Source organism: Pseudomonas sp. PDM27 (assembly GCF_019219205.1).
GTDB lineage: Bacteria > Pseudomonadota > Gammaproteobacteria > Pseudomonadales > Pseudomonadaceae > Aquipseudomonas > Aquipseudomonas laurylsulfatiphila.
The window spans coordinates 661,813-685,893 of record NZ_JAHUWF010000001.1 but is presented as its reverse complement, the minus strand read 5'-3'; the positions used below and the strand labels follow the sequence as shown (position 1 = coordinate 685,893).

Annotated in this window: 16 protein-coding genes and 1 pseudogene; 12 read left to right on the top strand and 5 right to left on the bottom strand. The window is 57.4% G+C overall.

The window, feature by feature from the left end; genetic code table 11:
- Positions 1–68 precede the first annotated feature (68 nt).
- The 5 genes from KW838_RS03055 to KW838_RS03035 all read left to right on the top strand — a co-directional run bounded on the left by KW838_RS03055 (position 69) and on the right by KW838_RS03035 (position 7,284).
- Complete coding sequence (locus tag KW838_RS03055; RefSeq protein WP_371317812.1) at positions 69–2,183, top strand: LuxR C-terminal-related transcriptional regulator; 2,115 nt, start codon at positions 69–71, stop codon at positions 2,181–2,183.
- Between the two features lie 131 nt (positions 2,184–2,314).
- Entirely contained in the window at positions 2,315–3,667 is a 1,353-nt protein-coding gene (locus KW838_RS03050) for a coniferyl aldehyde dehydrogenase (RefSeq protein WP_218500341.1), read from the top strand.
- Positions 3,668–3,695: 28 nt separating this feature from the next.
- The gene (locus tag KW838_RS03045) at positions 3,696–4,778 is read left to right on the top strand and encodes a Zn-dependent alcohol dehydrogenase (RefSeq protein WP_218500340.1); all 1,083 of its coding nucleotides are present in this window, start codon (positions 3,696–3,698) and stop codon (positions 4,776–4,778) included.
- Positions 4,779–4,935: 157 nt separating this feature from the next.
- Entirely contained in the window at positions 4,936–6,129 is a 1,194-nt protein-coding gene (locus tag KW838_RS03040; RefSeq protein ID WP_218500339.1) for an acyl-CoA dehydrogenase family protein, read from the top strand.
- Positions 6,130–6,141: 12 nt separating this feature from the next.
- Positions 6,142–7,284, top strand: a complete 1,143-nt coding sequence (locus KW838_RS03035) for an acyl-CoA dehydrogenase family protein (protein WP_218500338.1) — start codon at positions 6,142–6,144, stop codon at positions 7,282–7,284.
- A gap of 38 nt (positions 7,285–7,322) precedes the next feature.
- Here KW838_RS03035 and KW838_RS03030 read toward each other — a convergent pair whose 3' ends face one another.
- The 3 genes from KW838_RS03030 to KW838_RS03020 all read right to left on the bottom strand — a co-directional run bounded on the left by KW838_RS03030 (position 7,323) and on the right by KW838_RS03020 (position 9,494).
- A complete protein-coding gene (locus KW838_RS03030; protein ID WP_218500337.1) occupies positions 7,323–7,937 on the bottom strand; it encodes a dihydrofolate reductase family protein in 615 nt (204 codons plus the stop codon).
- A gap of 87 nt (positions 7,938–8,024) precedes the next feature.
- The gene (locus tag KW838_RS03025; protein WP_218500336.1) at positions 8,025–8,459 is read right to left on the bottom strand and encodes an MAPEG family protein; all 435 of its coding nucleotides are present in this window, start codon (positions 8,457–8,459) and stop codon (positions 8,025–8,027) included.
- Between the two features lie 81 nt (positions 8,460–8,540).
- The gene (locus KW838_RS03020) at positions 8,541–9,494 is read right to left on the bottom strand and encodes a diiron oxygenase (protein WP_218500335.1); all 954 of its coding nucleotides are present in this window, start codon (positions 9,492–9,494) and stop codon (positions 8,541–8,543) included.
- Positions 9,495–9,693: 199 nt separating this feature from the next.
- Here KW838_RS03020 and KW838_RS03015 point away from each other — a divergent pair, with 199 nt between their 5' ends.
- The 3 genes from KW838_RS03015 to KW838_RS03005 all read left to right on the top strand — a co-directional run bounded on the left by KW838_RS03015 (position 9,694) and on the right by KW838_RS03005 (position 13,001).
- Entirely contained in the window at positions 9,694–10,650 is a 957-nt protein-coding gene (locus tag KW838_RS03015) for an AraC family transcriptional regulator (RefSeq protein WP_218500334.1), read from the top strand.
- Positions 10,651–10,957: 307 nt separating this feature from the next.
- Entirely contained in the window at positions 10,958–11,773 is an 816-nt protein-coding gene (locus KW838_RS03010; protein ID WP_218500333.1) for a carbon-nitrogen hydrolase family protein, read from the top strand.
- Between the two features lie 127 nt (positions 11,774–11,900).
- Positions 11,901–13,001, top strand: coding sequence for a polyamine ABC transporter substrate-binding protein (locus KW838_RS03005; RefSeq protein ID WP_218500332.1), 1,101 nt, complete (start codon positions 11,901–11,903; stop codon positions 12,999–13,001).
- A 67-nt stretch (positions 13,002–13,068) separates the two neighbouring features.
- Here KW838_RS03005 and KW838_RS29410 read toward each other — a convergent pair whose 3' ends face one another.
- Entirely contained in the window at positions 13,069–13,482 is a 414-nt protein-coding gene (locus tag KW838_RS29410; protein ID WP_256358700.1) for a hypothetical protein, read from the bottom strand.
- A gap of 283 nt (positions 13,483–13,765) precedes the next feature.
- Here KW838_RS29410 and KW838_RS03000 point away from each other — a divergent pair, with 283 nt between their 5' ends.
- From KW838_RS03000 to KW838_RS02990, 3 genes and pseudogenes are all read left to right on the top strand, one after another.
- The gene (locus tag KW838_RS03000; protein WP_218500331.1) at positions 13,766–14,530 is read left to right on the top strand and encodes a tetratricopeptide repeat protein; all 765 of its coding nucleotides are present in this window, start codon (positions 13,766–13,768) and stop codon (positions 14,528–14,530) included.
- 470 nt (positions 14,531–15,000) lie between these two features.
- Positions 15,001–15,770, top strand: a pseudogene (locus KW838_RS02995) (hypothetical protein); the annotation flags it as partial.
- 197 nt (positions 15,771–15,967) lie between these two features.
- Positions 15,968–17,746 carry an AAA family ATPase gene (locus KW838_RS02990; protein ID WP_218500330.1) on the top strand — a complete coding sequence of 593 codons (1,779 nt, stop codon included), beginning with the start codon at positions 15,968–15,970 and terminating at the stop codon, positions 17,744–17,746.
- 380 nt (positions 17,747–18,126) lie between these two features.
- On the opposite strand, the gene KW838_RS02985 is transcribed toward KW838_RS02990, so the two are convergent.
- On the bottom strand, positions 18,127–19,170 hold the full coding sequence (locus tag KW838_RS02985; protein WP_218500329.1) for a DUF4365 domain-containing protein: 1,044 nt from the start codon (positions 19,168–19,170) through the stop codon (positions 18,127–18,129).
- 437 nt (positions 19,171–19,607) lie between these two features.
- Between KW838_RS02985 and KW838_RS02980 the strand changes: the two genes are divergently transcribed.
- Positions 19,608–23,882, top strand: a complete 4,275-nt coding sequence (locus KW838_RS02980; protein ID WP_218500328.1) for a sacsin N-terminal ATP-binding-like domain-containing protein — start codon at positions 19,608–19,610, stop codon at positions 23,880–23,882.
- The last annotated feature ends 199 nt before the right edge of the window (positions 23,883–24,081 follow it).

The window sequence follows — 24,081 nt, the reverse complement described above, 5'->3', positions numbered from 1 at the left end:
CACTTGAGGGCAAGCCGTGTAGCTTGCAACTGCTTTGTGCGCCTGCCGGGTATGGAAAGACGTCCTTGGTGCAGCAGTACTTGCAAGGCATTGCGCCGTCGGGGGCGGTGGTCTGGATGGCTTTGGGCGGACAGCGGCAGACGCTGGAGCACTTTATTGCCAGGTTGGCGGGGGCGCTTGGGTTGCCGGTGGATACTGCACCGGATGGGGTATTGGCGTTTCTTGATTCAGGACTCTCGGTGCCTGTTACGCCGCTTTCGCGAGCAGGCTCGCTCCCACAGGGGGACGCGGTCAACTGTGGGAGCGGGCTTGCCCGCGAAGGGGCCAACGAATCCCGCGCGATCCGCCTGGTGTTCGACGATCTTCCCGTGGATATGCCCGCAGACCTGAACCACTGGTTCGACCAACTCCTGTCCCTCAAAAACCCGCAACTGCAGGTGCTGGTCACCTGCCGCCAGCGTCCGGACTGGAATCTGCCGCGCCTGATGCTGACCGGTCAGTTGCTGGAGTTCGGTGCCCGGCAACTGGCCCTGCGCCCCGATGAGTTCGAATCGCTGATTGACGCCCTGGCGCCACACACCGATGCGCTGGCCAGGGGAACTCTCTGGCATGAGACCGGCGGGTGGTGCGCCGGTGTTCGCCTGTCGCTTTCGCTGGATCATGCCCAGCCATCGCCATTGCTCGGCCAATACCTGGAACGTGAACTGTTGTCGCGCTTGAGTGACGAGCAGCGCGAAGTGATGGGTGGGCTGGCACATTTGTCCCGCGTCAGTGCGGACCTCTGCGAACAGTTGTGGGAAGGCCGGCAAGCGGCGCGGGTGTTCAACAGTCTGTTGGAGTGCCAGGCCTTTGTGTTCCCGATCGAGCAACAACCCGGCTGGTTCCGCCTGCTACCCGCCGTGGCGCAAGCCCTGCAAAGCCAATTGAACGGTGCACCGTTGAACCGGCTGCGCTTGCGGGCCTGTCAGCTGCTCAGTGTGCTAGGGCATGTCGACGACGCGGTGGAGCAGGCACTGTGTGCCGATCAACCTGAAGTGGCTGCCAATTACATGGAGCGCCTGTGGCTGAGCTGGATTCTCAGAGAACGGCACTTGAGCAAACTGATGGATTGGCGTGAGCGCATCGAGCCGCAGTTATTGCACAGCAGCCCGCGTCTGATCTATCTGTGCGCCAAGGCCTTGCTGTTCAGTGGGCGACTGGACGAAGCCGCCGAGTGCCTGGCGCGTCTGGGGCATTTTTTGCCGTTGCCCGACCCGGTACGCAATCAACGCCTGCTGGCGAACTGGCAGGCGTTGTTTGGCACCTTGCAGGCCTTGCGTGGACAGACCGGGGCGGCGCGCCTGCATTGCCGTGCAGCCCTTGATTATCTTGGGGGAGAGGACTGGTTGTCGGTGTTGTTGTGCCATTGCATCCTGGCGCGCCTTGCCATGGAGACCGGCGATCTTGCACAAGCGCAAACCTTGCTCGATCAGTCGCTGGAGTTGGCCCGGCGCCAGGGCAGTCATGAATCGGAAGTGCTGGTCAATGCCGACCGGGTCCGCCTGATGATGCTCAGGGGACAAGCGGGTTTTGCCCAGGCACTGTTGCGCACTGAGCTGGACCGGTTGGCCCCGGTCTCGTCGCAGCCTTATCCGTTGCTCGGTCGGTTGCTGTTCCTGCGCGGTGAGTTGCTGCTGCAGCAAGGGCATTGCAGCGAAGCCGAAGCGGTGATCCAGGCGGGGTTGCTACAGGTCCGCGATTGCTGCGCACCCTTTGTACTCAATGCCTATCTGCTGCTCGCGGAGATTGCCTCGCGCAACCACGACCCACAAAAGGCTCATTTGCTGTTGCATGAGGCCGAGCGGCGCATGCAGTGTGGCAAGATCGACAACGCCTTGTATCAGGCACCGATTGCCCGGCAGAAAAACCGCATTCTGGCCCGTGAACAGCCCGCCGAAACCGGCCAGGTTTCTGTCACTCGTCTCTCTGCGGGTGTGCCGGATTACCAGGATGACCTGACCCCCCGCGAGGTGTCGGTGCTCAAGTTGCTGGCCGAGGGCATGTCGGTACGCGAAGTGGGCAGCCGCTTGTTCATCTCGGAAAACACCGTGAAAACCCACGCCAAGAACATCAACGTCAAGCTCGGCGCCTGCCGTCGCACCCAGGCCATCAACAGCGCCAAGGCCATGGGCATCCTCGCCTGAATTCATCGCCGTCACGCCACCCACCTGATCCGGGTGGCGGCGTGGCGCCCGCGATGATCAACCATGCAGCCAGACCCTGTGCATTGCCGCCCGGCCGTGGCCGCGGCCTGACAAAAACAAGAGAGGTAGTGATGAGCGCCATCGAGAGTTCGACGAGCTGTGACATCCGCACGATCCTGGAAAAACAGCGCGCGGCCTTCCAGGACCGCGAACCCTATACCCTTGAAGAGCGCTGTGAGTTGCTCGACCGGGCCATCGGTTTGCTGGTCAATCACGAACAGGACATCGTCGAGGCACTGACCGCTGATTTCGGCCATCGCAGCCCGGGTTTCTCCAAGGGCAGTGAAGTGCTGTCGCCACTGGCGACACTGCAGCAGACCAAGGCCGAACTGGCCGAATGGATGCGTCCGGAACAACGTCGGGCCCGCGCCGGCGAAGCCTGGGTGCAATACCAGCCGCTGGGTGTCGTGGGCATCGTCACGGCCTGGAACGTGCCGGGTTACATGGTGTTCAGCGGGCTGGCCGGCGCATTGGCGGCGGGCAATCGGGTGATGATCAAACCCTCGGAATTCACCCCGCATACATCTGAGCTGATCGCGCGGCTGATCCGCTCGGTCTACGCCGAAGACGAAGTGGCGGTGGTGCTGGGTGGTGCGGACGTCGGGCAGGCGTTCTGCGGCCAGCCGTTCGACCATTTGCTGTTCACCGGTGCCACCAGCATCGGCAAGCACGTGTTACGGGCCGCGGCGGAAAACCTGGTGCCGGTGACCCTGGAGCTGGGTGGCAAGTCGCCAACGATCATCTCGCGTTCGGCAAACTTCAACGAAGCGGTGGCCAAGGTCGTGATCGGCAAGCTGCTCAATGCCGGTCAGTTGTGCGTGGCTCCGGACTACGTGTTTGTCCCGCAAGAGTCGGTAGAGGCTTTCATCGCCGTGGCCAAAGCCGTGGTGGCGAAGTTCTTCCCGACGCTCATGGACAACCCCGACTACACCTCCATCATCAACACACGTCATTTCGAACGCTTGCAGGGTTACCTGAGCGAGGCCCGCGCCGCGGGTGTCGAGCTGATCGAACTGAATGCCGGCGCTGAAGATTTCAGCCAGTCGCCGCTGAACAAGATCGTACCGACGCTGCTGCGCAATCCCGGCGACGACCTGCAGGTAATGCAGGACGAAATCTTCGGTCCGCTGCTGCCGATCAAACCCTACGAAACCCTCAGCGAAGTCATCGCCCGGATCAATGCGCGGCCGCGTCCGCTGGCCTTGTACTACTTCGGCAACGATGCCGCCGAAGAAGCCCTGGTGCTGACCCGTACCTGTTCCGGCGGCGTGACCCTCAACGGCGTGATGAGCCATGCCAGCACCGAAGGCCTGCCTTTCGGCGGCGTCGGCCAGAGCGGCATGGGGGCCTATCACGGCATCGACGGTTTCCGCACCTTCAGCCATGCCAAAGCCGTTTTGCGTACAGCGGCCAACCCGGCCTGAACCCCACATCATTGTCGAGAGAACTGTCATGAAAGCTGCCGTATTCCATCAGGTTGGAGCCCCGCTGGTCATTGAAGAAGTGGGCATCAGCAAACCTGGCCCGCGTGAAGTGTTGATCCGCACCAAAGCCGTGGGGGTGTGCCACTCGGACCTGCACGTCATCGACGGCTCGTTTCCGTATCCCGGCCCGATGGTGTTGGGTCATGAAGCCGCCGGCGTGGTCGAGCAGGTCGGCTCCGAAGTGCGTTCGGTCAAGCCGGGTGATCATGTGGTCACCTGCCTGACGGTGTTCTGCGGCCATTGCGAGCACTGCGTCACCGGCCACCTGGCGCGTTGCGTGTCGCCGGAAACCAAACGTGACAAGGACGAAGAGCCGCGCCTGACCTACGTGCAGAAACCGATGCCGCAATTCGTCAACCTGTCCGGGTTCGCCGAGCAGATGCTGGTGCACGAAAACGCCTGCGTGGCGATCCGTCGCGACATGCCGCTGGACCGCGCCGCATTGCTCGGTTGCGCGGTGACCACTGGCACCGGCGCGGTGTTCAACACTGCCAAGGTGCGTCCGGGCGAAACCGTGGCCGTGATCGGTTGCGGTGGCATCGGTCTGGCGGCCATCAACGGCGCGGCACTGGCCGGGGCAGGGCGGATCATCGCCATCGACATGCTCGACTCGAAGCTGGAACTGGCCAAACAGTTCGGCGCCACCGACCTGATCAACGGCCGGGACGGCGATGCCGCCAGGCAAGTGATGGAACTGACCCGTGGCGGTGTGCACCACGCCTTCGAATGCATCGGCCTCAAGCAAACCGCCGAGCAAGCCTTTGCCATGTTGGCGCGCGGCGGTACCGCCACCGTGATCGGCATGCTCAAGCCCGGTCTGAAAATAGAGCTGGACCCGCTGCAACTGCTGCATGAACGCCGTATCCAGGGTTCGTTGATGGGTTCCAACCGCTTCCCGGTCGACATGCCGCGCCTGGTCGACTTCTACATGGCCGGCAAGCTCAAGCTCGATGAAATGATTTCCCAGCGCATTCGTCTGGACCAGATCAACGAGGCGTTCGATGAGCTGCGTCGCGGTGAACTGGCGCGTTCGGTGATTGTTTTCGATTGATAAGCCCCGTCATTTCCTTGTAGGAGCGAGCTTGCTCGCGAAAAACCCGAGAACGCCGCGGGGAGTCAGGAAGCCAGCGTTATCGTTGGAGACCATCGCGAGCAAGCTCGCTCCTACAGGGGGTGTGGGTAAGCCCCAATGCTTTTGGAGTGGATGGATGGACATTGAATTCTCTGCGCACGAGCGCGCGTTTCGCGAGGATGTGCGCGCATTTCTTCGTGATCACCTACCCGTTGAATTCGCCGAGCGGATCGCCCTGGGCAAGCGCCTGAGCAAAGCGCATCAGGTGCAATGGATGCGCACACTCAACCGGCAAGGCTGGCTCGCACCGGGCTGGCCTGTCGAGTTCGGCGGTACCGGTTGGAGCGATGTGCAAAAGCATATTTTCGACGAGGAATGCTTTGCGGCCGGGGCGCCGAAAGTATCTTCCTTCGGTTTGAAAATGGTTGCCCCGGTGATCATCAAGTTCGGCACCGCCGAGCAGAAAGCACACTTCCTGCCGCGGATTCTTTCCTGTGAAGACTGGTGGTGCCAGGGTTACTCCGAACCGGGTGCCGGTTCTGATCTGTCGTCATTGAAAACCCGTGCGGTGCGCGAGGGCGATGACTATGTGGTCAACGGCCAGAAAACCTGGACCACGCTGGCGCATTTCGCCGACTGGATGTTCTGCCTGGTGCGCACCGACCCCGAGGCGCGTCAGCAACGGGGCATTTCGTTCCTGCTGATCGACATGAAAACCCCCGGCATCACCGTGCGGCCGATCATCACCCTCGACGGCGAGCATGAAGTCAACGAAGTGTTCTTCGACAACGTGCGGGTGCCGGTGGCGAATAGGGTCGGGCAGGAGAACGAGGGCTGGACCTGCGCCAAGTACCTGCTGACCCACGAGCGCACCAGCATCGGCGGGATCGCGCAGAACAAGGCATTGCTCACCCGGCTCAAGCGCATTGCCAGCCAGGAAGTCCGCGATGACCGGCCATTGATTGACGACCCGTTGTTCCGCACACAGATCGCTGAAGTCGAGATGCAGTTGATGGCGGCCGAAATGAGCAACCTGCGAACCCTGGCGGCGACACAAAACGGCGAAGTACCCGGCGCCGAAAGCTCGTTCCTGAAGATCAAGGGCACCGAGATCCGGCAGGCCATCACCTACCTGATCAGCAAGGCCGTGGGGCCGTACGCGTTGCCGTTCATTGAGGATGAGTTGGGTTACGGCAGCGAACCCTTGCTGTACACCGACTACAGCAGCGCGGCCACCTACCAGTACCTGGATGCGCGCAAGGCCTCGATTTATGGCGGCGCCAACGAAATCCAGAAGAACATCATCGCGAAAATGATCCTCGAACTGTAAGGCGCCCCGATCATGGATTTCAAACTGACAGAAGAGCAAATGATGCTGCAGGAAACCGCCGCGCGCCTGGTGCGCGACGTGTATGGTTTCGAGCATCGCGAGCAATACCGCCAGAGCAGACACGGCTTCAGCGACCCGTTCATGCAGCAACTGGGCGACCTCGGCCTCTGCGCCGTGCCCTTTGCCGAGGCTTATGGCGGCTATGGTGGCAGCGGTGTGGAGAACATGCTGATCATGACCGAACTGGGCCGTGGCCTGTGCCTGGAGCCTTTCCTGCATTCGGTGATTTTCGCCGGTGGCCTGGTCGACCAGTTGGGCACCGCCGCCCAGAAAGACACGCTGTTGCCGCAGGTCGGCAGCGCCAGCCTGCAACTGGCCGTGGCCCTCGATGAGCCGCAGAGTCACTACCAGTTGCACGACGTTCAGACGACCGCCGAGGCGGTCAGCGGCGGCTGGAAGCTCAATGGCCGCAAGTCGGTGATCATCGGCGGTCAGAGCGCCGGGCTGATTCTTGTCTCGGCGCGCACCAGCCACGGGGCTCGGGACGAGAAGGGCATCACGGTGTTTCTGGTCGACCCGCAAGACCGCGGCGTCGGTCGACGCGATTTCGCCACCATGGACGGGCGGATGGCCTGCGAGCTGTACCTGGACGACGTGTTCGTCAAAAGCAGTGCGGTACTCGGCGCAGTGGGGCAGGCCTTGCCGGCGCTGCGTTATCAGCAGGGCCGTTGCATCGCCGCGCAATGCGCCGAGGCCGTCGGCAGCATGGAAGCGGCGTGCGCGTTGACCCTCGACTACCTGAAAACCCGCCAGCAGTTCGGTCAGCCCATCGGCAAGTTCCAGGTGCTGCAACACCGTATGGTGGACATGCGCATCGAGCTGGACCAGGCCACGTCCATGACACTGCTCGCCGCCTGCGTGGCCGATCAGGCGGACAGTGACGAACGCAGCCGCATCCTGGCAGCCGCCAAGTTCATCGTCAGTCGCGCCAGCCGCTTTGTCGCCGACCAGGGTATCCAGTTGCACGGCGGCATCGGCCTGACCTGGGAGTACATGCTGTCGCACCACGCCAGGCATTTGCTGATGGTGGCGCGTCAGTTTGGCGATGACGATCACCATTTGCAGGCTTACGCGAAGTTGCTGCAGGTGGCGTGAGGCATACCCCAACCGCGAGGCTATCGCCGCCCGCCACGTTAGAACGTACCTGTGCGCACCTCGCCGCTGCGGGTATAGCGAGCGATCAGCACACCCCCGGGTGAGCTGATCGAGTTCAGCAAGGTGAAGGCCGCCGCCTGTGCGTTGTCGTCGAACAGGCGCTTGCCGCGTCCCAGCAGGATGGGGTGAATCATCAGCCGCAACTCGTCCACCAGGCCGGCGGCGAGCAGTTGGCGCACCAGGTCGCCACTGCCTTGGGTCAGTAGACGAGGACCGTCCTGGCACTTGAGCGCGCTGATCGCGTCGACCAGGTTGCCCTGTAGCGCATGACTGTTGTGCCACTCCAGCGAATCGCCGCGATGGGTGGCCACGTGCTTGGGGACGCCGTTGAACAGATCGGCAATGGTGTGGTGGGGTGAGTCGGCCGAAGCGTGCGGCCAATAGGCGGCGAAGATGTCGTAGGTACGACGCCCCAGCAGCAACTCGAACGGCTGCGAGAACAGGTCCTGTACGGCCTGGCCGGTTGTCTGGTCGGCGTAGGGCACGATCCAGCCACCGAAGCGGAATCCGCCACTGGTATCCTCTTCGGGCCCGCCGGGGGCTTGCATGACGCCGTCCAGACTCACGAACGCGGCAACGGTCAGTGTGCGCATGCTGTTCTCCTGATTCGTCCTGGTTAAAGAGGTTAGACAGGGGCGTCTGCGATTGGTTGAGACATTCCCTGCCGGATGGTCGAACCTCTATTTGAGTATGCCTGCGCCGTAACCAGCGGCGATGACCATGAGTGCGAGAAAACAGATCAATTGTAGGCAAAAGAAGGTAAACCGAACCGCCACGAAGCTGTCGGTCTGCACATGGGATACGTGAACCAGAGACTGACACACACGAGCGATCAGGACGATCATGGACAAGTAGCTCACCGCAGGACCGTCGACACCAAGGGCTGAAATCACGAACACGATGACGCCAAAGACCGGCAGATTTTCCACACAGTTGGCGTGTGCTCTTGTCCCGCGCCGATACCAATCCTCGCCTTCGAGCTGATCGCTTCGGAAAGAAGCGATCGGAACATTCGAGAACAGGATTCTGACCCAGCGATAGACCCCGACGGTTGCCATCAACAACAGTAAGGTCCAGGTCGCAAATCCAAGCAGCATCCACATCGGAGTCGTCATGGCTGCCATCCTCAATCCATCAGTTTCAGCGCGTCATCCCACTGTCGCGCGACCGACACGCGGTCGGTCGCGTCCTGTCGATCACTGGCCCATGATGGGTGCCAGTGCGGTCTGGACCCTGGACATCTGTGCCGGGGTTGTCATGCGCGCAAGCAGCCGGCCAAAGTGTGGATGCTGCACGCCCGAGACAATGTATTGCCAGCGGTAAGCGCTCAGCACGCAGGCCTTGATTTGCGCGGTCTCATCGACGCTGAACGATCGTGAAGCATTTCCCATGAAGTAGTCGGCATCGGCTGCCGATTGTGCCTGCAGGATCGCGTCGACGGCCGCCACCAGGGCAATCAGATCGTTCACGGCCTGGTCGCGCTCGGCCGGGGAGAGTTTCGCGTGCTCCGCCTCCCACTCCAGTTCATCGAGTACGACGTGGCGGCTTTCATCCTTCCAGTGAAACTTGAAGACGTCCCTGAACAGTGGGCACAACTCCTCGCGCGGGGCGATGCTCTGCACGTAGTGCGTCTGCACGAACAGCTCGATATGACAGGTCAGCGCCAGTACCGCCCAGGTGCTGGCCGCCAGCACCGCGCGCGCCACATCGTTCGGATCGGCAACCTGACGATATCCCGCCGGCAATCGAGAACCCATCATCGTCTCGATACGCCGGAACAGCTCCTGATGCTTGATCTCGTCGTTGGAAAAACGCACCAGCGCTTCGAGTGCGAGCTGATCGTCAAATACATGGGCCCGACCCTGGTCGAGCATCTTGGCACTGATAAAACGCTCGACCAGGCCAAAAATGTACGCATAGGTTCGGCCCTGAATCTGGCTGAGCAGGCGCGCCTCGTCTGCGCCGAGGAAGGTCAGGCGGTCGATATGCGACAGGCCGTCGGGCAGGAATTTGCGCGAGAAGTCGAAGCTGCGGTCCTGCAGCAAGTCGCGATCGATCTGCCATTCCGCTTTCTTCGAGGATCTGACGAGTTGCGCATAACGGGCGGCGTTGCCCGAGTCCGGGCGGGGCAGGGTAGCGGCGGTGTTCATACTGATCTCCGGCTGGCGTGGTCGAGTTGGGATGGGCCAATTACGGTTAGCGCGGGAGTCAATGACAATCGGTGAAGCGTCTGGGGATCGTCTCGATCACTGAGCCCGCGTTGGTGCTAATCTAGGCCTCGCCGTTCAGGCGGCGAATGACCAGTGCGCCTGATTACATGCTCGGGACTCCGGAAAGGAGGGCTGGCAATTGCTGGATGCGCTATCTGATGTATTGCGGGTGATTCGGCTGTCTGGAGGGGTCTTCCTCGAGGCGGAGTTCACTGCGCCCTGGTGTCTGAGCGGAAGAATCTCCGCCGACGATTGCAAACCGTTCCTGGCGGCCCCTCGACATATCATTGCCTCGCATTTTGTCGCGGCGGGGCACATGCAATTGCGCATCGACGATGGCCCCACCCTCGACGTGCGGGCAGGCGAACTCATTCTGCTTCCTCGCAATGACGTTCATACCTTTGGCAGTGATCTAGGCATTGCACCCATGTCGGCGCGCGAAGTCATTCAGCCGCCGGAAGTCGGCGGCATATCACGCATCAAGTGCGGCGGGGGCGGCGAGGCCACACAGTTACTGTGCGGATTCCTCGGCTCTGAAACACCGTTCAGTCCGTTGCTTTCGTCGCTGCCATCCTTGTTGAAGCTGGATGTCCGCGCGACGGCTTCGGGCGCCTGGATTGAAAGCTCTTTCCGTTTCGCCGTCAGTGAGATCGCGGCGGGGCGCGTCGGCTCGACAACGGTCATCGCCAAGCTCTCCGAACTGCTGTTCGTCGAAGCCGTCAGCCAGTATGTCGCGAACCTCCCCCCGGAACGGCGCGGGTGGCTGGCGGGGTTGCGAGATCCGCATATCGGGCGCGCACTGGCGCTGCTCCATGCCCGTCCAACCGAGGGCTGGACGGCGGAAGCCCTGGCGCTTGAAGTGGGCATGTCGCGCTCGGTATTCGCGGAGCGATTCACGGCATTGGTCGGACAGCCACCGATGCAATACCTGACGCTCTGGCGTATGCACGTGGCGGCTCAACACCTGCGCGAAGGTCGCGGTAACGTGGCGCAAATCGGCTTTGCAGTGGGCTACGAATCCGAAGCGGCGTTCAGTCGCGCATTCAAACGCCAGTTCGGCACATCACCCGGTACCTGGCGCAGACAATCGGCATGAGAAGGGCTGGTGCCTGGGGGCGGTCTGATCGAGCCAGGTGGAGAATGTTTCCTCGTGGCGTGAAGCGGCCATTCCCTGTGTGGACGCAGGGTCCAGCAGGGTGATTGAACCCATCAGAAATTAGAGCGATCCTCCGTCTGAATTAGCGGACGCTCACTTGATTTCAACCCCATCCTGCAATGTCGCTTTCACGTCTCTACTCATTTGTAGTTACCCCTGGCGGGTAATTACGTGTCGCTCTACCGCGCAGCATACTCTGGCCAACCCTGGCGGATTGGGCCCTTACTTAACTGTGCAAGGAACAGAGATGAAGATTGAGTTGGTGCAACTGGCTGGCCGTGACGGCGATGTCGTTCACAACCTCGGGCGAACCTTGGAGGCTATCGCTACCTGCGCGGTTGACACGGATCTGTTGATCTTCCCGGAAACCCACCTGACGGGATTTGTCGATGCCGAGCAATTGGCGAGTGTGGCCGAACCCTTGGATGGCCCCACCTTGCAGGCCGTCCAGCAGATGGTGCGCAAGCGTAATGTCTCGGTTGTCGTCGGCATTGCGGAGAATGATGGCGGTATCTTTTACAACACCTCGGTACTGGTGACCCCAGAAGGTATCGCCTTGCGCTACCGCAAGACCCACTTGTGGCCATCGGAGCGTGGTCTGTTCCAGCCGGGTGACCGCTATGTCACGGCACTGTGGAAGGGCGTACGTGTAGGCATCCTGATCTGCTACGACATCGAACTCCCCGAAAACGCCCGCGCCCTCGGGCAGCTCGGCGCCGAGCTGATACTGGTCACCAACGGCAACATGGATCCCTACGGCCCGGTCCATCGCACGGCAATCATGGCTCGCGCCCAGGAAAACCAGGCGTTTGCTGTCATGGTGAATCGGGTGGGAGAAGGGGACGACGGCCTGGTGTTCGCGGGGGGCAGCGCGGTGGTCAATCCGTTCGGGCAAATAATGTTTGAGGCCGGTCGCGAGGAGTGTCAACAGGTGGTCACGCTTGACCTTGGCCAGCTCAAGGAGTCCCGTCGGGATTACGACTATCTCAACGACCGTCGCCTGCACCTGACAGGTGTACAACTCGAGCATACGGACGGTCGTCGCGAGCTGCTGATTCCTTGAGTCGCTCGAATTCTTTTTCCCAGTATACGTTATTGATCTTGCCGATGTCGGCCCTGCCATATAAATCTAACAATCAGCAGGCGCAGCGCTGGTATTTTAAACAGCGCTACCGCTCCGGAGTCTCCAGATGAACCCGAAAGTCGGTTTACAGCTAGTCCTTGCCTCACTGTTGAGTACAAGCATCCTCTGCACTGAGGCTGCTGAGCCCCAGATGAATATCTACAGTTGGTACGACTTTATCGCACCGGATGCGACGAAAGATTTTCACAAGGAAACCGGCATCAAAGCGACGTATGACTCGTTCGATAACGCCGATGTCATGCAAAGTAAAGTCATGGCCGGTCGTAGCGGCTATGACGTGGTGATTGCTACCGATGGGCTGTTGCCAAACCTGATAAAGGCCGGTGTCCTCAAGGAAATAGACCGCGCGCAATTGTCCAATTATCACCATCTCAACCCGGATATCCTTGCCAAGTTACACGCTAACGATCCCGGTAATCGATACGCAATTCCGTATATGTGGGCGACCACCGGGATTGGTTATGATGCGGACAAGGTCAAGTCGATCCTTGGTCCGGATGCTCCGGTCAATTCATGGGATCTGATTTTAAAGGAGGAGAACCTCGCCAAGTTAAGCCAATGCGGCGTGGCCATGCTGGACGCACCGGGCGAGATTTTTCCGATAGTAATGCATTACCTTGGGCTGCCCTATAACAGTCAGAATCCTGAGGACTTCCGCAAAGCTGAGGCGCTGTTGCTGAAGCTGCGCCCTTACATCCGTTACTTCGACTCATCCAAATTCAGCGCTGACTTGGCCAATGGCGACATCTGTGTTGTGCTCGGCTGGGCTGGCGGAGTTTTCGGGGCACAAGAGAGTTCCAGACTTGCTGGTAACGGACGCAATATCATCTATAGCATTCCTCGCGAAGGTGCACCGGTTTGGGTGGAAAACCTTGTGCTGCTTAACGACTCCCCGAATCCAGCGGAAGGAATGGCCTTCATCAATTACATGCTACGCCCTGAGGTCATCGCCAAGTCCTCCAACTACTTGGCATATCCGAATGCCAACAAGGACGCCACCGCGCTGGTCGATGAGAATATTCGCAATAATCCTGACGTTTATCCTTCGAAGCAGGTTTTGGATACTCTGTTCCCGCTGGAGCCGATCTCGCTGAAAATGGAACGGGTACGCACCCGTCTCTGGAGCAAGATCAGGACTGGCAGTTGATCGTATCTGCGCAAGGACGATCAGGGGTTATTGTTCGCACCGCCCCGGATTGCTCCGGGGCTTCGCACTAGCGACGATAGTAACGGCGATCGTCCTCGTAACGGTACCGCATGGCCCGATCGTGGTGGCGCTCCCAATCACGATGGCGCTCGGCTTCTCGGCGGGCTTGCTCTCTACGCCACTGATCTCTACGCCACTGATCCCTGCGCCAGTCGTCTCGGCGCCAATCGTGTCTATGATCGTGCCAACGGCCGTCATGCCAGTATCGGTCGTCATGGGCCAGCAACGGCCCTGGCTGCTTGCCGGCCATGCTGGCCAGGGTCGGCCAAGGGTTGTCGGCGGCCTGGACGGGAGTCTGGATGGCTGGGGCTTGAGTTGCAAAAACAGGGGTTGAGTCCTTCATCTGTGTGGCGGATGCCGAGCCCACTGCCGCGAACGCGAACAGGCCGAACAGCACCATCCGTGGGACATGGAATTTCATGAGCGAAGACAACCTCTGATGGACAATCGGACGTGTGGCCATCTGGCGGCGGGTAGCCTGCGGGGGCGTGCTTACCGAGCGGATGTGCCTATCCACATAGACCGGTAAATAGGGAAAAGTTCTAGGGGGCCGGTGCTTAAATAGCCAACGGTCTCAGGCGTGGGCTGATAACAAACAGAAGCGGTGGCGATGGCCGTTGCAGCAGGAACTTCAGGGTGTTGGCTTGGTCTATAGCGGCCCTGTATCGGCAGTGCCATCCGAGTTCAGTCGAGTCCGCCCCCTGATGCCAAACAAGAGTTCTCTGCCGGTCCTGATCCTGGTGTTCTGCGCTGTCACGTCGTTTTGTTCTGTCGCTGCCGAGCGAAGAGCGCCCGCGCAGAGCAACAGCGCATCAACCACACTGATCGAAACAGCCTCGCGGCAGTATGAAAACGGCCAACTGGACCAGGCCGCCGCCACGCTTGAGCGTGCCCTGCATATCCAGCCGAACAATCCCGCGACGCTGCATTACCTCGGTGTTTTGCGACTTCAGCAGGGACAGTACCAGCAGGCTGAAACCTTGGCGGCGCGCTCGAACATGCGGGTGGGTAACAACGTCCAGTTGCGCAACCGCAACTTCCAGTTGATCCAGGCGGCGCAGCAAGCCCAATCTTCGGGAACCCCACCCAATGCCAAGGAGGACGTGGTCGCCGTACAGAAGGGGCTGGAAGAGGAGACCCAAAGGCGCCGCGAAGCGGACGCGGCGGTTGTCGGGCAATCCACTGCGGACACCGGGCGTGAGGCTGGCAACTTCATTACTGCAGAGGCAAATCGGGTTTCGGATGTACCGACGGCGGGCAGAGTAGGGGCCGAGGGGCAATTGCAAATGGCTAATGTCGGGCCAGAGCGGGCGTACGCCGAGGTCGAGATTCCCCGCGGCCATATGCCGCCTCCGGGCAAATGCCGAATCTGGTTTCCTGATCGTCCGCCGGGGCATCAGCCTAAACCCGGCAAATGCAAGAAGCTGCGATATCGGGTTCCCTCAGGGGCCTACCTGGTGCGCGGGTGAGTTTGCGGGTGTCCGCTTTTGGCCGACTGCTGCCTGTCACGAAGGGCTTCTTTCGAGCCACTGCGGACGGTGGAACGGGGTACGAACCTCTGTGGAGCTGGCTTGCCAGCAAGGGCATCACCAAGGTGGTTCAGACAGATGACGGCTCCTGAATCGCGGGCAACCTGCATTCATCTTGTAGATCAACCCCCAGCCATTCTTGTCCGCTAGTTCTAGCAGGGCCAGTAGGTGGTAAATACGTGGTCCATTGTTTAAACAGCTCAAGGCTCAAGATCGAACTGGTGGAGTTTCTCCGCTGCTGTGCCGAACTGACCAAGGTGGTAAACGGCCGCACCTGCCGACGAGAATGTAAACTTCTCATATTCTTTGGGGGCGAGACCGGTGGTGACGTGCGGATGGTAATTTTCGCCGGACGACTTTGGAACAAAGTCCGAAACCTAGGTGATCAAGCCCGGGAGGACCTCGGGAACTTGGCGCTGATGAAGAAGTGTCTCGCGGTCGCGCTATCTGACCCTACGACTCACATGGGACGTGAGTCCGTGGACCATCGGGAGAAAGCACCAAATAGGTACGTCGACCCTGCCCTTTGGCAGCCACAGCGTCCAACGGTGACTTACGTCGGGACGGTCGTATTTTGTCTGTCCATCTATGAGATCAGCGAATACGTTCACGTGAAGCGGCCAGACAAGAAATACATCCGAATGACGTCGCTGCCGGTGAGTAAACGACGCTCCGATTTTCCAGATGGATGGATGATGAGCGCCGATATGCCAAGCGGAAGAATCTGCTTGCAGGTGTACTCCCCGTACCACGGTGTGGAGTGGGTTCAGCGCTGGGTTGAAGACAAGCCTGGCGATTTGGTCGGCAAGATCCCGAGCATCATAAAGTTGCTGATCGCCGAGGCGCCAATGCTGGCTGCCAAGGTTGAGATCCAACGAGTGCGGAACGAAAGGAACGACAGCGGCACAAGTTAGAGATCGAAGAGTGAAGACGTAAGGAAGAGGAAAAGTGCCGACTCAAGGCAATCCAGGACAGCCGCGATCGACTCGAATTAGTAATTCAGACCTGGGCAAAAGTGAACCGCTTTCGGGTTTTCTTCGACAACCTCTCCCAAAAAGCGGAGCTTCTCGAATCAGGAGTGCGGCAAGTTGTATTAGATCGCTTAGCCCAAGTGAAGGATCTGATCGGTGATTTCGACGCTCTCAAGCATTTTGAGGGTTGGGATCCACCGGAACGCTAGGAGTATCCATCACGGGGGGGGACGCGGGAGTTTGGTGGCGTTCGCGCGTGAAAAATCTTTCGAGATCATTCCGTGTTGATCGACGACTTTTCGACTTGAAAATCCTTTATCAATAAAGCAGACCAGAGAAATCGGTTCTACGCTCCACCTCCGAAGCCCCGGCCCCCCAGAGTTAGGGCAAATCAGGAGAAAGCGAAGTGCATGGACTGACCCAGATCCACATTCAGAACTTTCGGGCGTGTAAAAACGTCTCTTTATCCCTCGGCAGCTTTACCCCTCTGGTGGGGCAAAATAACGTTGGCAAATCCACGGTGCTAGACGCAATCCGAATTGTCCTAGCGCCGAAAACGTTCGCTAAAACGGATGCTTCTGACCCGGCGTTGCCAATAGTCCTCAGCGCCTGTATTTCTGGAATAACTCCGGAATTGATCGCGTTAATTCCAGAGCCAAGACACCGCCTAGCTATTGAACCCTATTGCGTTAATGGAGAGCTATGGATCCGCACCACCGGCACAGGAACCTCCAAGCCGGTTCAGGAGGTCTGGCAACCTGATGAGAAGGATGCCAATGGCATTCCTACAACCTGGCGCGCGTACCCGACGGGACTGCCGTCAGTTGTTTCTGCTCTGCTTCCTGAAGCTCTTCATATTCAAGCCATGGACGATGTGCCGGAGGATTTAGGAAAAGGAAAAGCTGGCAGCACTATTCGCGGGCTGCTCGATGAAATCATGACGCCAATCCTCACAGCACATGTCGAAGTCACGCAAGCCTTGGAAGCAGTTCGACGCATATTGACGGTTGATGGCGATCAGAGATCTCCTGTATTGGCAGGCTTTGACAATAACGCTACCGCTGCCCTTGGAGAGTTCTTTCCAGGATTGCGCTTGGATTTAGATGTCCCCTCAATCGATGTAAAAGAATTCTTTAAATCGGGAGACTTACACGTTACCGACGAGGCGTCCGGTGATCGTCGACGATTTGATCAGGTGGGAAGTGGCGCACAGCGAGCGATTCAGATGGCGCTCATTCGGTTGCTGGCGGATTTGCGCCAAGCCACCGCACAGGGCATTTCTAGGCGGATGCTGCTGATTGATGAGCCGGAACTTTTCTTACACCCACAAGGGGTCCGCAAGCTTCGAGAAGCGCTTAAACAACTTTCGGTAGCGGGCTTTCAGGTTGTGTTCACTACCCACTCCCCCCTAATGCTCAGCAGGGATAACGCTCCAGATACAGTCATCGTTCGGAGGCATCCCGTTGACGGCTCTGTCGTCCGCGCACAGTTACGCGAAGCTGTTGCTGCTGCAATGGAGGAAGCTCAGGCTCAGTCGCGAACTCTTTTCGAGTTAGGCAACGTTGCTGACATCTACTTCGCAGAGAAGGTAATTCTTTGCGAAGGTAAAACCGATCAGCGTCTGCTGCCGTTGGTGTACGAAAGGCTTTATGGATCGAGGCCAGAGCTTGATCGCATCTGCTTTGTGGCGCTAGGCAGCTGCTCCAGCATCCCTAAAGGCGTTTCGGTGCTCTCAGCTATGGGTATCACCTGTGGAGTAATTGCAGACTTGGATTTTGCTTTCACGCACGCCAGGAGTGGTGCCGAGTCTTGGTTATCAAAAGACGGTGAGGATATGGCCAAAGTAAGAGACGTGTTGGCCAGAATTGGAGCGGAGCAAGGTGTGCCGCTGGGTGGGAACGGTCTGCCCGTCAATGCTGGTGGATTGAGAGCGGCGGATACTTGGGCGCTTTTCGCACAGGACGCGGATGGCCTCAAATTAGCGGAAGCAGTTCATCAAGAGCTTTTGGCCCGAACTACGTGGGTATGGCCTATCGGCTGTATCGAGGATGTATTCGGTATTCACGAAAAAGGCGAGGAAGCCATTCTTGAACAAGAGGATTTTCTACGTGGCGCTGATGGTGCATCAACTGAGGCAAGGGCGCCGTTGCTGAAGGCCTGCTTGGAATGGTTGAGAGCAATTTGATCGGCCAATGAGTAGATTTAAGGAGGCCACGTATCAGTGGCCTTACCAATACAAGCATGCCCCCCTGCTCAAAAAAGGACCTAGGCGGGCGCGGTGCCTGTCCTGAGAGCCTTGGGTAATTGCACAGACTTGCCCGCCCATTTGCATTCGAGCTGACCAATCATTTGCATTAGATTTGACTAGCATGATTCGCGTACATGACGGGGCAGAAAACAACCCAATGCTGACGGTGGTGCTTATCCATGGATTTTTGTAATAGGGTTATGGTACCGTTTTGTCTGATCGGTGCGCACACAATAGAGAGTGGCTAACTCGTTACCTAGCCTGCCGGTACTGGAGTTTTCTGGTACGTCTGGATCAGTCTGAGAGTGACGCACCGGTCAAATTTTCCCCTTCCGTCTACCGGGCTCATAGACGGAGTAGAACCATGTTTTGGTCCCTACGATTCGAATCCGATCCTTCGTCTCCAAGCCTTCGACGGTTGAATCTTCAATAAGGGTGGTCTCGCGCTTGAGGATCACTATCACTTCTGAAGCTTCCCGTGCTGGCCATTTCACCATGGCCGATACGCCTAGGTAATCGTATTGCGCCCACGAGCCATCGGTGAACTGCCTAGTCTTCAAGCCTCTACGTAGCTTGTGCCAAGTCTCAACCGTCTCAATGATACGCGCTGCGACTGGTAACAACTCAAAGCTCGCCTGTATGCGAGAGAGCGGACGTCGCACTCGAGTGATGTGAGACCAACCAGTCCGGTTGATTGTGACTGCGCCAAGTGTGGGATGTGAGGCGCCTGCAGTCTTCCAAATTTGATAAAAGTCCCAGGCAGCAGGTTTGAGGCTTTTCGAGAATAGGTTAAGACGATTTGGCAGATTACCCTGCTTCGACATATCTACCTCTGCCAGCCCCAGCGCTCGATGCTGGCCGGTGGCGAGTCGAGAAAAAGGGCGAAGGCACTCAATGCCTGGTTGAAATCGGTTTTTTAGTTGAACGATCACCGTGCCTCTGTCGGTGTAAGACTCGGTCAGTTTGAGATCGGCCCACCAAGCTTGGCTCGGTACCTTCCCTTGACCTCCCACCTCCTTTACGTACAGTAAGGCAACCGGCAGGGGAGATTTTTTCCAAAGCTCTCGCTTGGTTTCGATGTTAGGAATTTTAATTTCAATAAAATCTTCCCCCGTGCGGGCTACATAGCTAGCCCCGCTCTTAATCTGCACATGAATCAAACCACCGGTGAAAAGGTGTTTCCACGACCTCCGATCTTCTGGCCGATCCTCGTCCACCTTCAAGGTACGCAAGTAAATCAGCCCATCCACACCGTCATCGTCGACCTGCCCCATTTCTTGCCAGGACCAACCCCATGCACGGCAAACCGAATCGGTATAGGCCGTGCTTGCAGCAGAAATTCGATTCGACTCTGATGTCACCTTTGGTACCTTTCCAGTATTTTCAACATCCGCAATCTACCACGGGCCACGACGGCATTGCCTGTCACCCAATGGCCAGAATAGATGGAAATGGTAAAAGTGTTGTCTGTTCATTGTTGCGTATTTGCTACTTTTACAGCGCAACCCTTCAGCCGCTATCTCCGTTAGCGAGTGTTTGAGTCTCGACAATCGATATCGCAGACCACATCAATCCGATGCCGAAATGTCGATGAGATCAAAAGACTCCATGGGTGGGTTACGCTAGCCTGCATCAATCAATCACTGGCCACTGTCATATGACCCCTCTAAACGCAGCCATCCAAAGCAACGATCAGCTGGACTTTGAGAGGGGGAGAGAGGCTGCTCGTCTAATTTGGGAAGATGATCCTGCGGCGGACGCCTTGGTCGATCCACGAAGTCCAGCGTTCGCGCATGCGATGATCGATGCGTCGGTTGAGGAGTTGCGAAACTCGAAGGGCCTGTTGAAAAAGATGATTGATCGCGCAACTGCCGGTGCAGAAGACTTGGCTGTTGCTCAGTTTCAAGGCGTTATCGAAGTTATTCAGAACGCCGATGATGTTCGCGCCAATGAAGTGCGATTCGCCCTCAGAGACGGTCCCAGAGGTCGGCAGTTGCTCATTGTGCATGATGGAGAACCGGTCACTTGTCACAACGTTCTCGGTATGGCATTACCGTATCTGACATCCAAGACAGAGCGAACTGATCAGCGCGGACGTTTCGGTATCGGAATGAAAACGCTCAAACGCGTCGCTGATGCCATTGCGGTGCATTCTGCTCCATACCACTTCTCAAGTGATCAGCAGCGCTTCGGCAGAATTGATGCCGAGCCAGAGATAACAGGTTTTTACGAGCCGAGCAGTGAAACGTTGTTAGTGGCAGATCTGAGCGATACCTTTGAAGAGGAAAACCTCGCCGATTGGTTCGACACGTGGCGTGATGAAGGGCTTATGTTCCTTGCCTCAGTTAGCAGATTTCGTTGGTGCGAAATCAACGGGACCACTCGAAGTGAACGCTCCCTAGTTTTTTTACCTTGGGTCAACTCCGACTACTCGCTCCACCACCAAGGGATAACGCGGTTGCAATCCAGGCATGTCGTTGGGCCAGAAAATAACTGGACCGTCTGGAGGGCAACTGTGCAGGTTCCCACTCACCTGCACCCAGCACATAAGGCACGAAGCAATGATACGAATATTTCTATCGCATTAGGCGCACAAGAGGGAATGTCTGGTCTTTTCATTGGCTTTCGTACGCAGGTCAATGTGTCCCTACCGTTTTCGTTAGATGCCCAGTTTGACCCCAGCACATCTCGAGAAGCAATCATTGAGAACGCTTGGAACAGTTGGCTGATTGACCGAGCCTGCGATGTGGTGGCGACCATTTCCGCGGGGTTATTGGCGTCCGAACCAAAGCGTGCTTGGGCGTTGGTGCCACTTGCTGAAGAAGGAGTCGGTGAGGCCAATGATTACTGGCTGCATAAGCGTTTTTCTTCAGGCCTTCAGGCTACGCGCAATTGGTTAGGAACCGAGGCACTGGTCTGCCTACGTAGTGGTATGTCGACGCTCACGAACGTTGTTTATGAAGACGAAGTGCTCGATGGACTTCTTGATGAAGAGGATCTTGGCCGAATGGTCGAAGGCCTCAACCCGCTTGAAGCTGACATCCGCGATAAAAAAGAACGCTGGCGGCAAGTTTTGAGTGCCTTGGGTGTATCGCGTGTTCTTGGCACAGAGGCTCTATTGGAATCGCTGGAAAACGGGTCGTTTGAGGATAAGTCAGAATCCTGGTGGGTGGAGTCGGGATCACGGTTGGTGCTGCATCACCCCGACGATGAGCTTTTCGATAGGGCATTTTTGTTGTCCCATCATTATCTCGCATTGTCCTGCAAAGAATTTGGTGAGACCGCTCGACCGCTTGTGTTTGGTGCCTCTCCGTCACCTTTCGCTGAACGCTGGGATCTTCTGGAGTGTCTCCATTCGGCATACGCTCATGGTGATGCGGGCGAAACAGTCATTAATTGGCTGGAAGCCAACGCGGCCTTCGTAACTGATCTCGACGCCAAGACAGAGCTTGCAGCTTTTGCTGAGGCTCTTAAAGGTCAGAAGATTGACATTACCGATGATGACTTGCGTGATCTTCGAGCGCGTTTCGATGAGGTTCCGGACCAGCAGGCGGAGCCGTTAGGCTTAGAAATCGGTGCTGTATTACGAGTTGATGGCCACGTATTTAAGTCCGGAAAAACCTCGCGCCAGAAGGTGTCGCTTGCCGAAAGTTACCTTTGTAAGACTCTCGACGGTGAAAACTCCACTTGGCCCGATGCAGCAGGAACTACGACCAACATCCAGTGGATTTCGGCTAGATACGAGGCTGTGCTCAAGACCGAAGCTGGAAAATGGGCTAAGCGCAAACGTGACGATGGCTCTGTCTCACGAGGCCCGAGAAAGTTTCTAAGCCTACTGGGGGTCGAGAGTACCCCACGTGTCATGAAGTTGGATGAGCGCGTACGGTGGGGCGGCGTAAGACGATCGGCAGACCTCCGACAGAAAGGAGCAGAGCTAGTCAGGTACGATCAAATCTCGCCCGATTTGAGCCGCGTACTGCATAGCCTGCTCGCCCTCAGCAAGCGCGATGCGAGAATACGTAGTTCTGCGTTACTACGAACTTTGTCTCGAAATTGGGACCGTGTTTATTCGCCGCGAAGCGCGGTGCCGGCTGAGCACCTGGCGATAAAATATACGTACAGTCGCGGCGAGATCAGTGCCGCTTGGGTCAATGAGCTACGTGATAGTCGATGGATTGCTGTGGGGCGTGGGGAATTAGTTGTACCGCAATCAGCAGTGCTACGAACGCCTGAGACGCAGACTACTTATTCGACTTTCGTTTGCGATATCGTTGGTAGAGAAATCAATACCAGCCTCGCGGCCTCGCTGAATTTGATTACGGATGTCCGAGTCGGGGATCTAGTGGCGACGCTTGAAAAGTTACGTGATAGCGGTGAGGTTGTGACTCATGCCCAAACGCTACCTCTTTATAGGACTATCGCCAAACGTTGCCCACCAGTGACCACCTACAATGCACGGATCGGCGAATTAAGTGTTCAGGAGCTTCGTCAAAGGTTTTTAGCCAAAGGGGGCTTGATTCATGTGGGCGAGAGTAGATGGCGTGGGCCAAACGATCTCATGATGGGGATGGATATATTTCATGATCGACAGTCATTTGTGCCTGGTGGCATCGCTTGTACCAATCTGTGGGTGATGCTCGGTGTTGCAGAGCCAGATTTTGACGACTGCATCCAGTTCTGCCGAGATTTAGCTGTAGCCCCCTATGATCCAGAGGCGGAAGCGGTGCTAATGGACGTTTATCGATACATGGAAGGCATCAAAGATTTAATTGAGCCAAGGCATCGGGCCAAACTCCGTACCTTACCTGTTCATTGCGAAGACGGATGGACTACAGCTCGACCGGTTTTTTATGTAGAAAACTCAGAATTACGTAATCAATTGGCAAAAAATATACTGTCATTGAAATTCTGGATTCCTCCATGCGATGTGCGCGACCTGCCTCATCTTATGAGGTTTCTAGCCGTTGTAACGCTTAGCCCGAGCCTTAAGATCGAAGCAGAAAGTGAAGAAGCTGTCGAGTATGGAGAGCAGACGCGAATGCGCTTTGTGCACGCACTTGATCACCTTTCGACTGAGTTGGCACACAGCGCGCCTGCACTGCGAGATCGTATAGCTATCGGATGGGACGAGCTTAAAGCGGTGCCATTGATGGTCTATCACCGGTTAATCCCTGTCAGGGCGACATTTCCTGATTTGCCCTTGCCAGGTGTTTTGGTATCGCTAAAAGCCTTCATGCAGGAAAGTCCTCCAGCATTCCATTTTCGAGACGACGACATCGGTGACCGGGATTCGGCGGGCAAAGTTATTGCGTCAATGTTCCCCATGGAAGGGCGCCGAAGAATCGATGCTGAGTGGGTGCTCGCGTGGCAGAAAAGTAGGGACGTAGTCACTGCCGAGATTCGACTTGCTAGCGACGAAAAACGTAACGATGCAATGCAGGAAGCGGCCGCCGCTATTAATGCCTCGCTCAAAGGCAAAATTATCGTCACACAACCTAGAAGTAATGTTGCTTATATCAAGCCACGGACGCTCAAAGAAACGGTAGGCGCTGTCGTTGGCGCTACCATTAATCCTGGTACCACGCGGCTAAAACCCGCAGCCAAACCTGCGGGAGTTTTGAAAACCAAACCACCAAGCCCAAGCGATACGAATGAGTCATCAAGCCCAAGTGCCCCCGCCGCATATACGAATGCCGACCTCGAGCAGCGCGGCTGGGAAATACTTGTACAGGCACTAGAGACGTCGGCAGATCGACGCCTTGTTGATTTTCGTAAGCGTCAAGGAGTAGGGGCAGATGGAGTGTTCGACTGGAAAACGTTTGTCGAAATGAAAGCAACCGCTCGTAGTCCTCAATCCCAAATCGAACTATCAAATAATGAGTTCAAGCGTGCGAAGGAGCGTGGTAGCGACTTTATACTGGCGCTCGTCTCCGGACTTGAAACGGGATATAGGGACGAGGTAAGGCTGATTTTCGATCCTGCAAATTGCGCAACGATCCGACCTACAAATGGTGTGAGACTGGTGGCATTACTAGAGCTTCCTTCAATCATCATCCATTTCGAAAATACCTAAGGCTACGCTTTATCGGCAGGGCGCACACCAAGCGAGTGCCCCCCCTTACAAACTTGGATTGAACCAATCGATACAACAGACTGGCTAAACCGTTCGGCAGTCATTTCGTAGTTTAGCGCTTTCCGAGGACGGCTATTTAGCTACCTTGACACCTCGTTGAGCGTGGCTCGCGAGTGATCCGTATGCGATTACGGCAGTT

Bases quoted from the DNA above. Each gene is read 5' to 3' on its own strand.
- KW838_RS03050 (WP_218500341.1), top strand. From the start codon at position 2,315: ATGAGCGCCATCGAGAGTTCGACGAGCTGTGACATCCGCACGATCCTG.
- KW838_RS03045 (WP_218500340.1), top strand. From the start codon at position 3,696: ATGAAAGCTGCCGTATTCCATCAGGTTGGAGCCCCGCTGGTCATTGAA.
- KW838_RS03040 (WP_218500339.1), top strand. From the start codon at position 4,936: ATGGACATTGAATTCTCTGCGCACGAGCGCGCGTTTCGCGAGGATGTG.
- KW838_RS03035 (WP_218500338.1), top strand. From the start codon at position 6,142: ATGGATTTCAAACTGACAGAAGAGCAAATGATGCTGCAGGAAACCGCC.
- KW838_RS03030 (WP_218500337.1), bottom strand. From the start codon at position 7,937: ATGCGCACACTGACCGTTGCCGCGTTCGTGAGTCTGGACGGCGTCATG.
- KW838_RS03025 (WP_218500336.1), bottom strand. From the start codon at position 8,459: ATGACGACTCCGATGTGGATGCTGCTTGGATTTGCGACCTGGACCTTA.
- KW838_RS03020 (WP_218500335.1), bottom strand. From the start codon at position 9,494: ATGAACACCGCCGCTACCCTGCCCCGCCCGGACTCGGGCAACGCCGCC.
- KW838_RS03010 (WP_218500333.1), top strand. From the start codon at position 10,958: ATGAAGATTGAGTTGGTGCAACTGGCTGGCCGTGACGGCGATGTCGTT.
- KW838_RS03005 (WP_218500332.1), top strand. From the start codon at position 11,901: ATGAACCCGAAAGTCGGTTTACAGCTAGTCCTTGCCTCACTGTTGAGT.
- KW838_RS29410 (WP_256358700.1), bottom strand. From the start codon at position 13,482: ATGAAATTCCATGTCCCACGGATGGTGCTGTTCGGCCTGTTCGCGTTC.
- KW838_RS03000 (WP_218500331.1), top strand. From the start codon at position 13,766: ATGCCAAACAAGAGTTCTCTGCCGGTCCTGATCCTGGTGTTCTGCGCT.
- KW838_RS02980 (WP_218500328.1), top strand. From the start codon at position 19,608: ATGATCGATGCGTCGGTTGAGGAGTTGCGAAACTCGAAGGGCCTGTTG.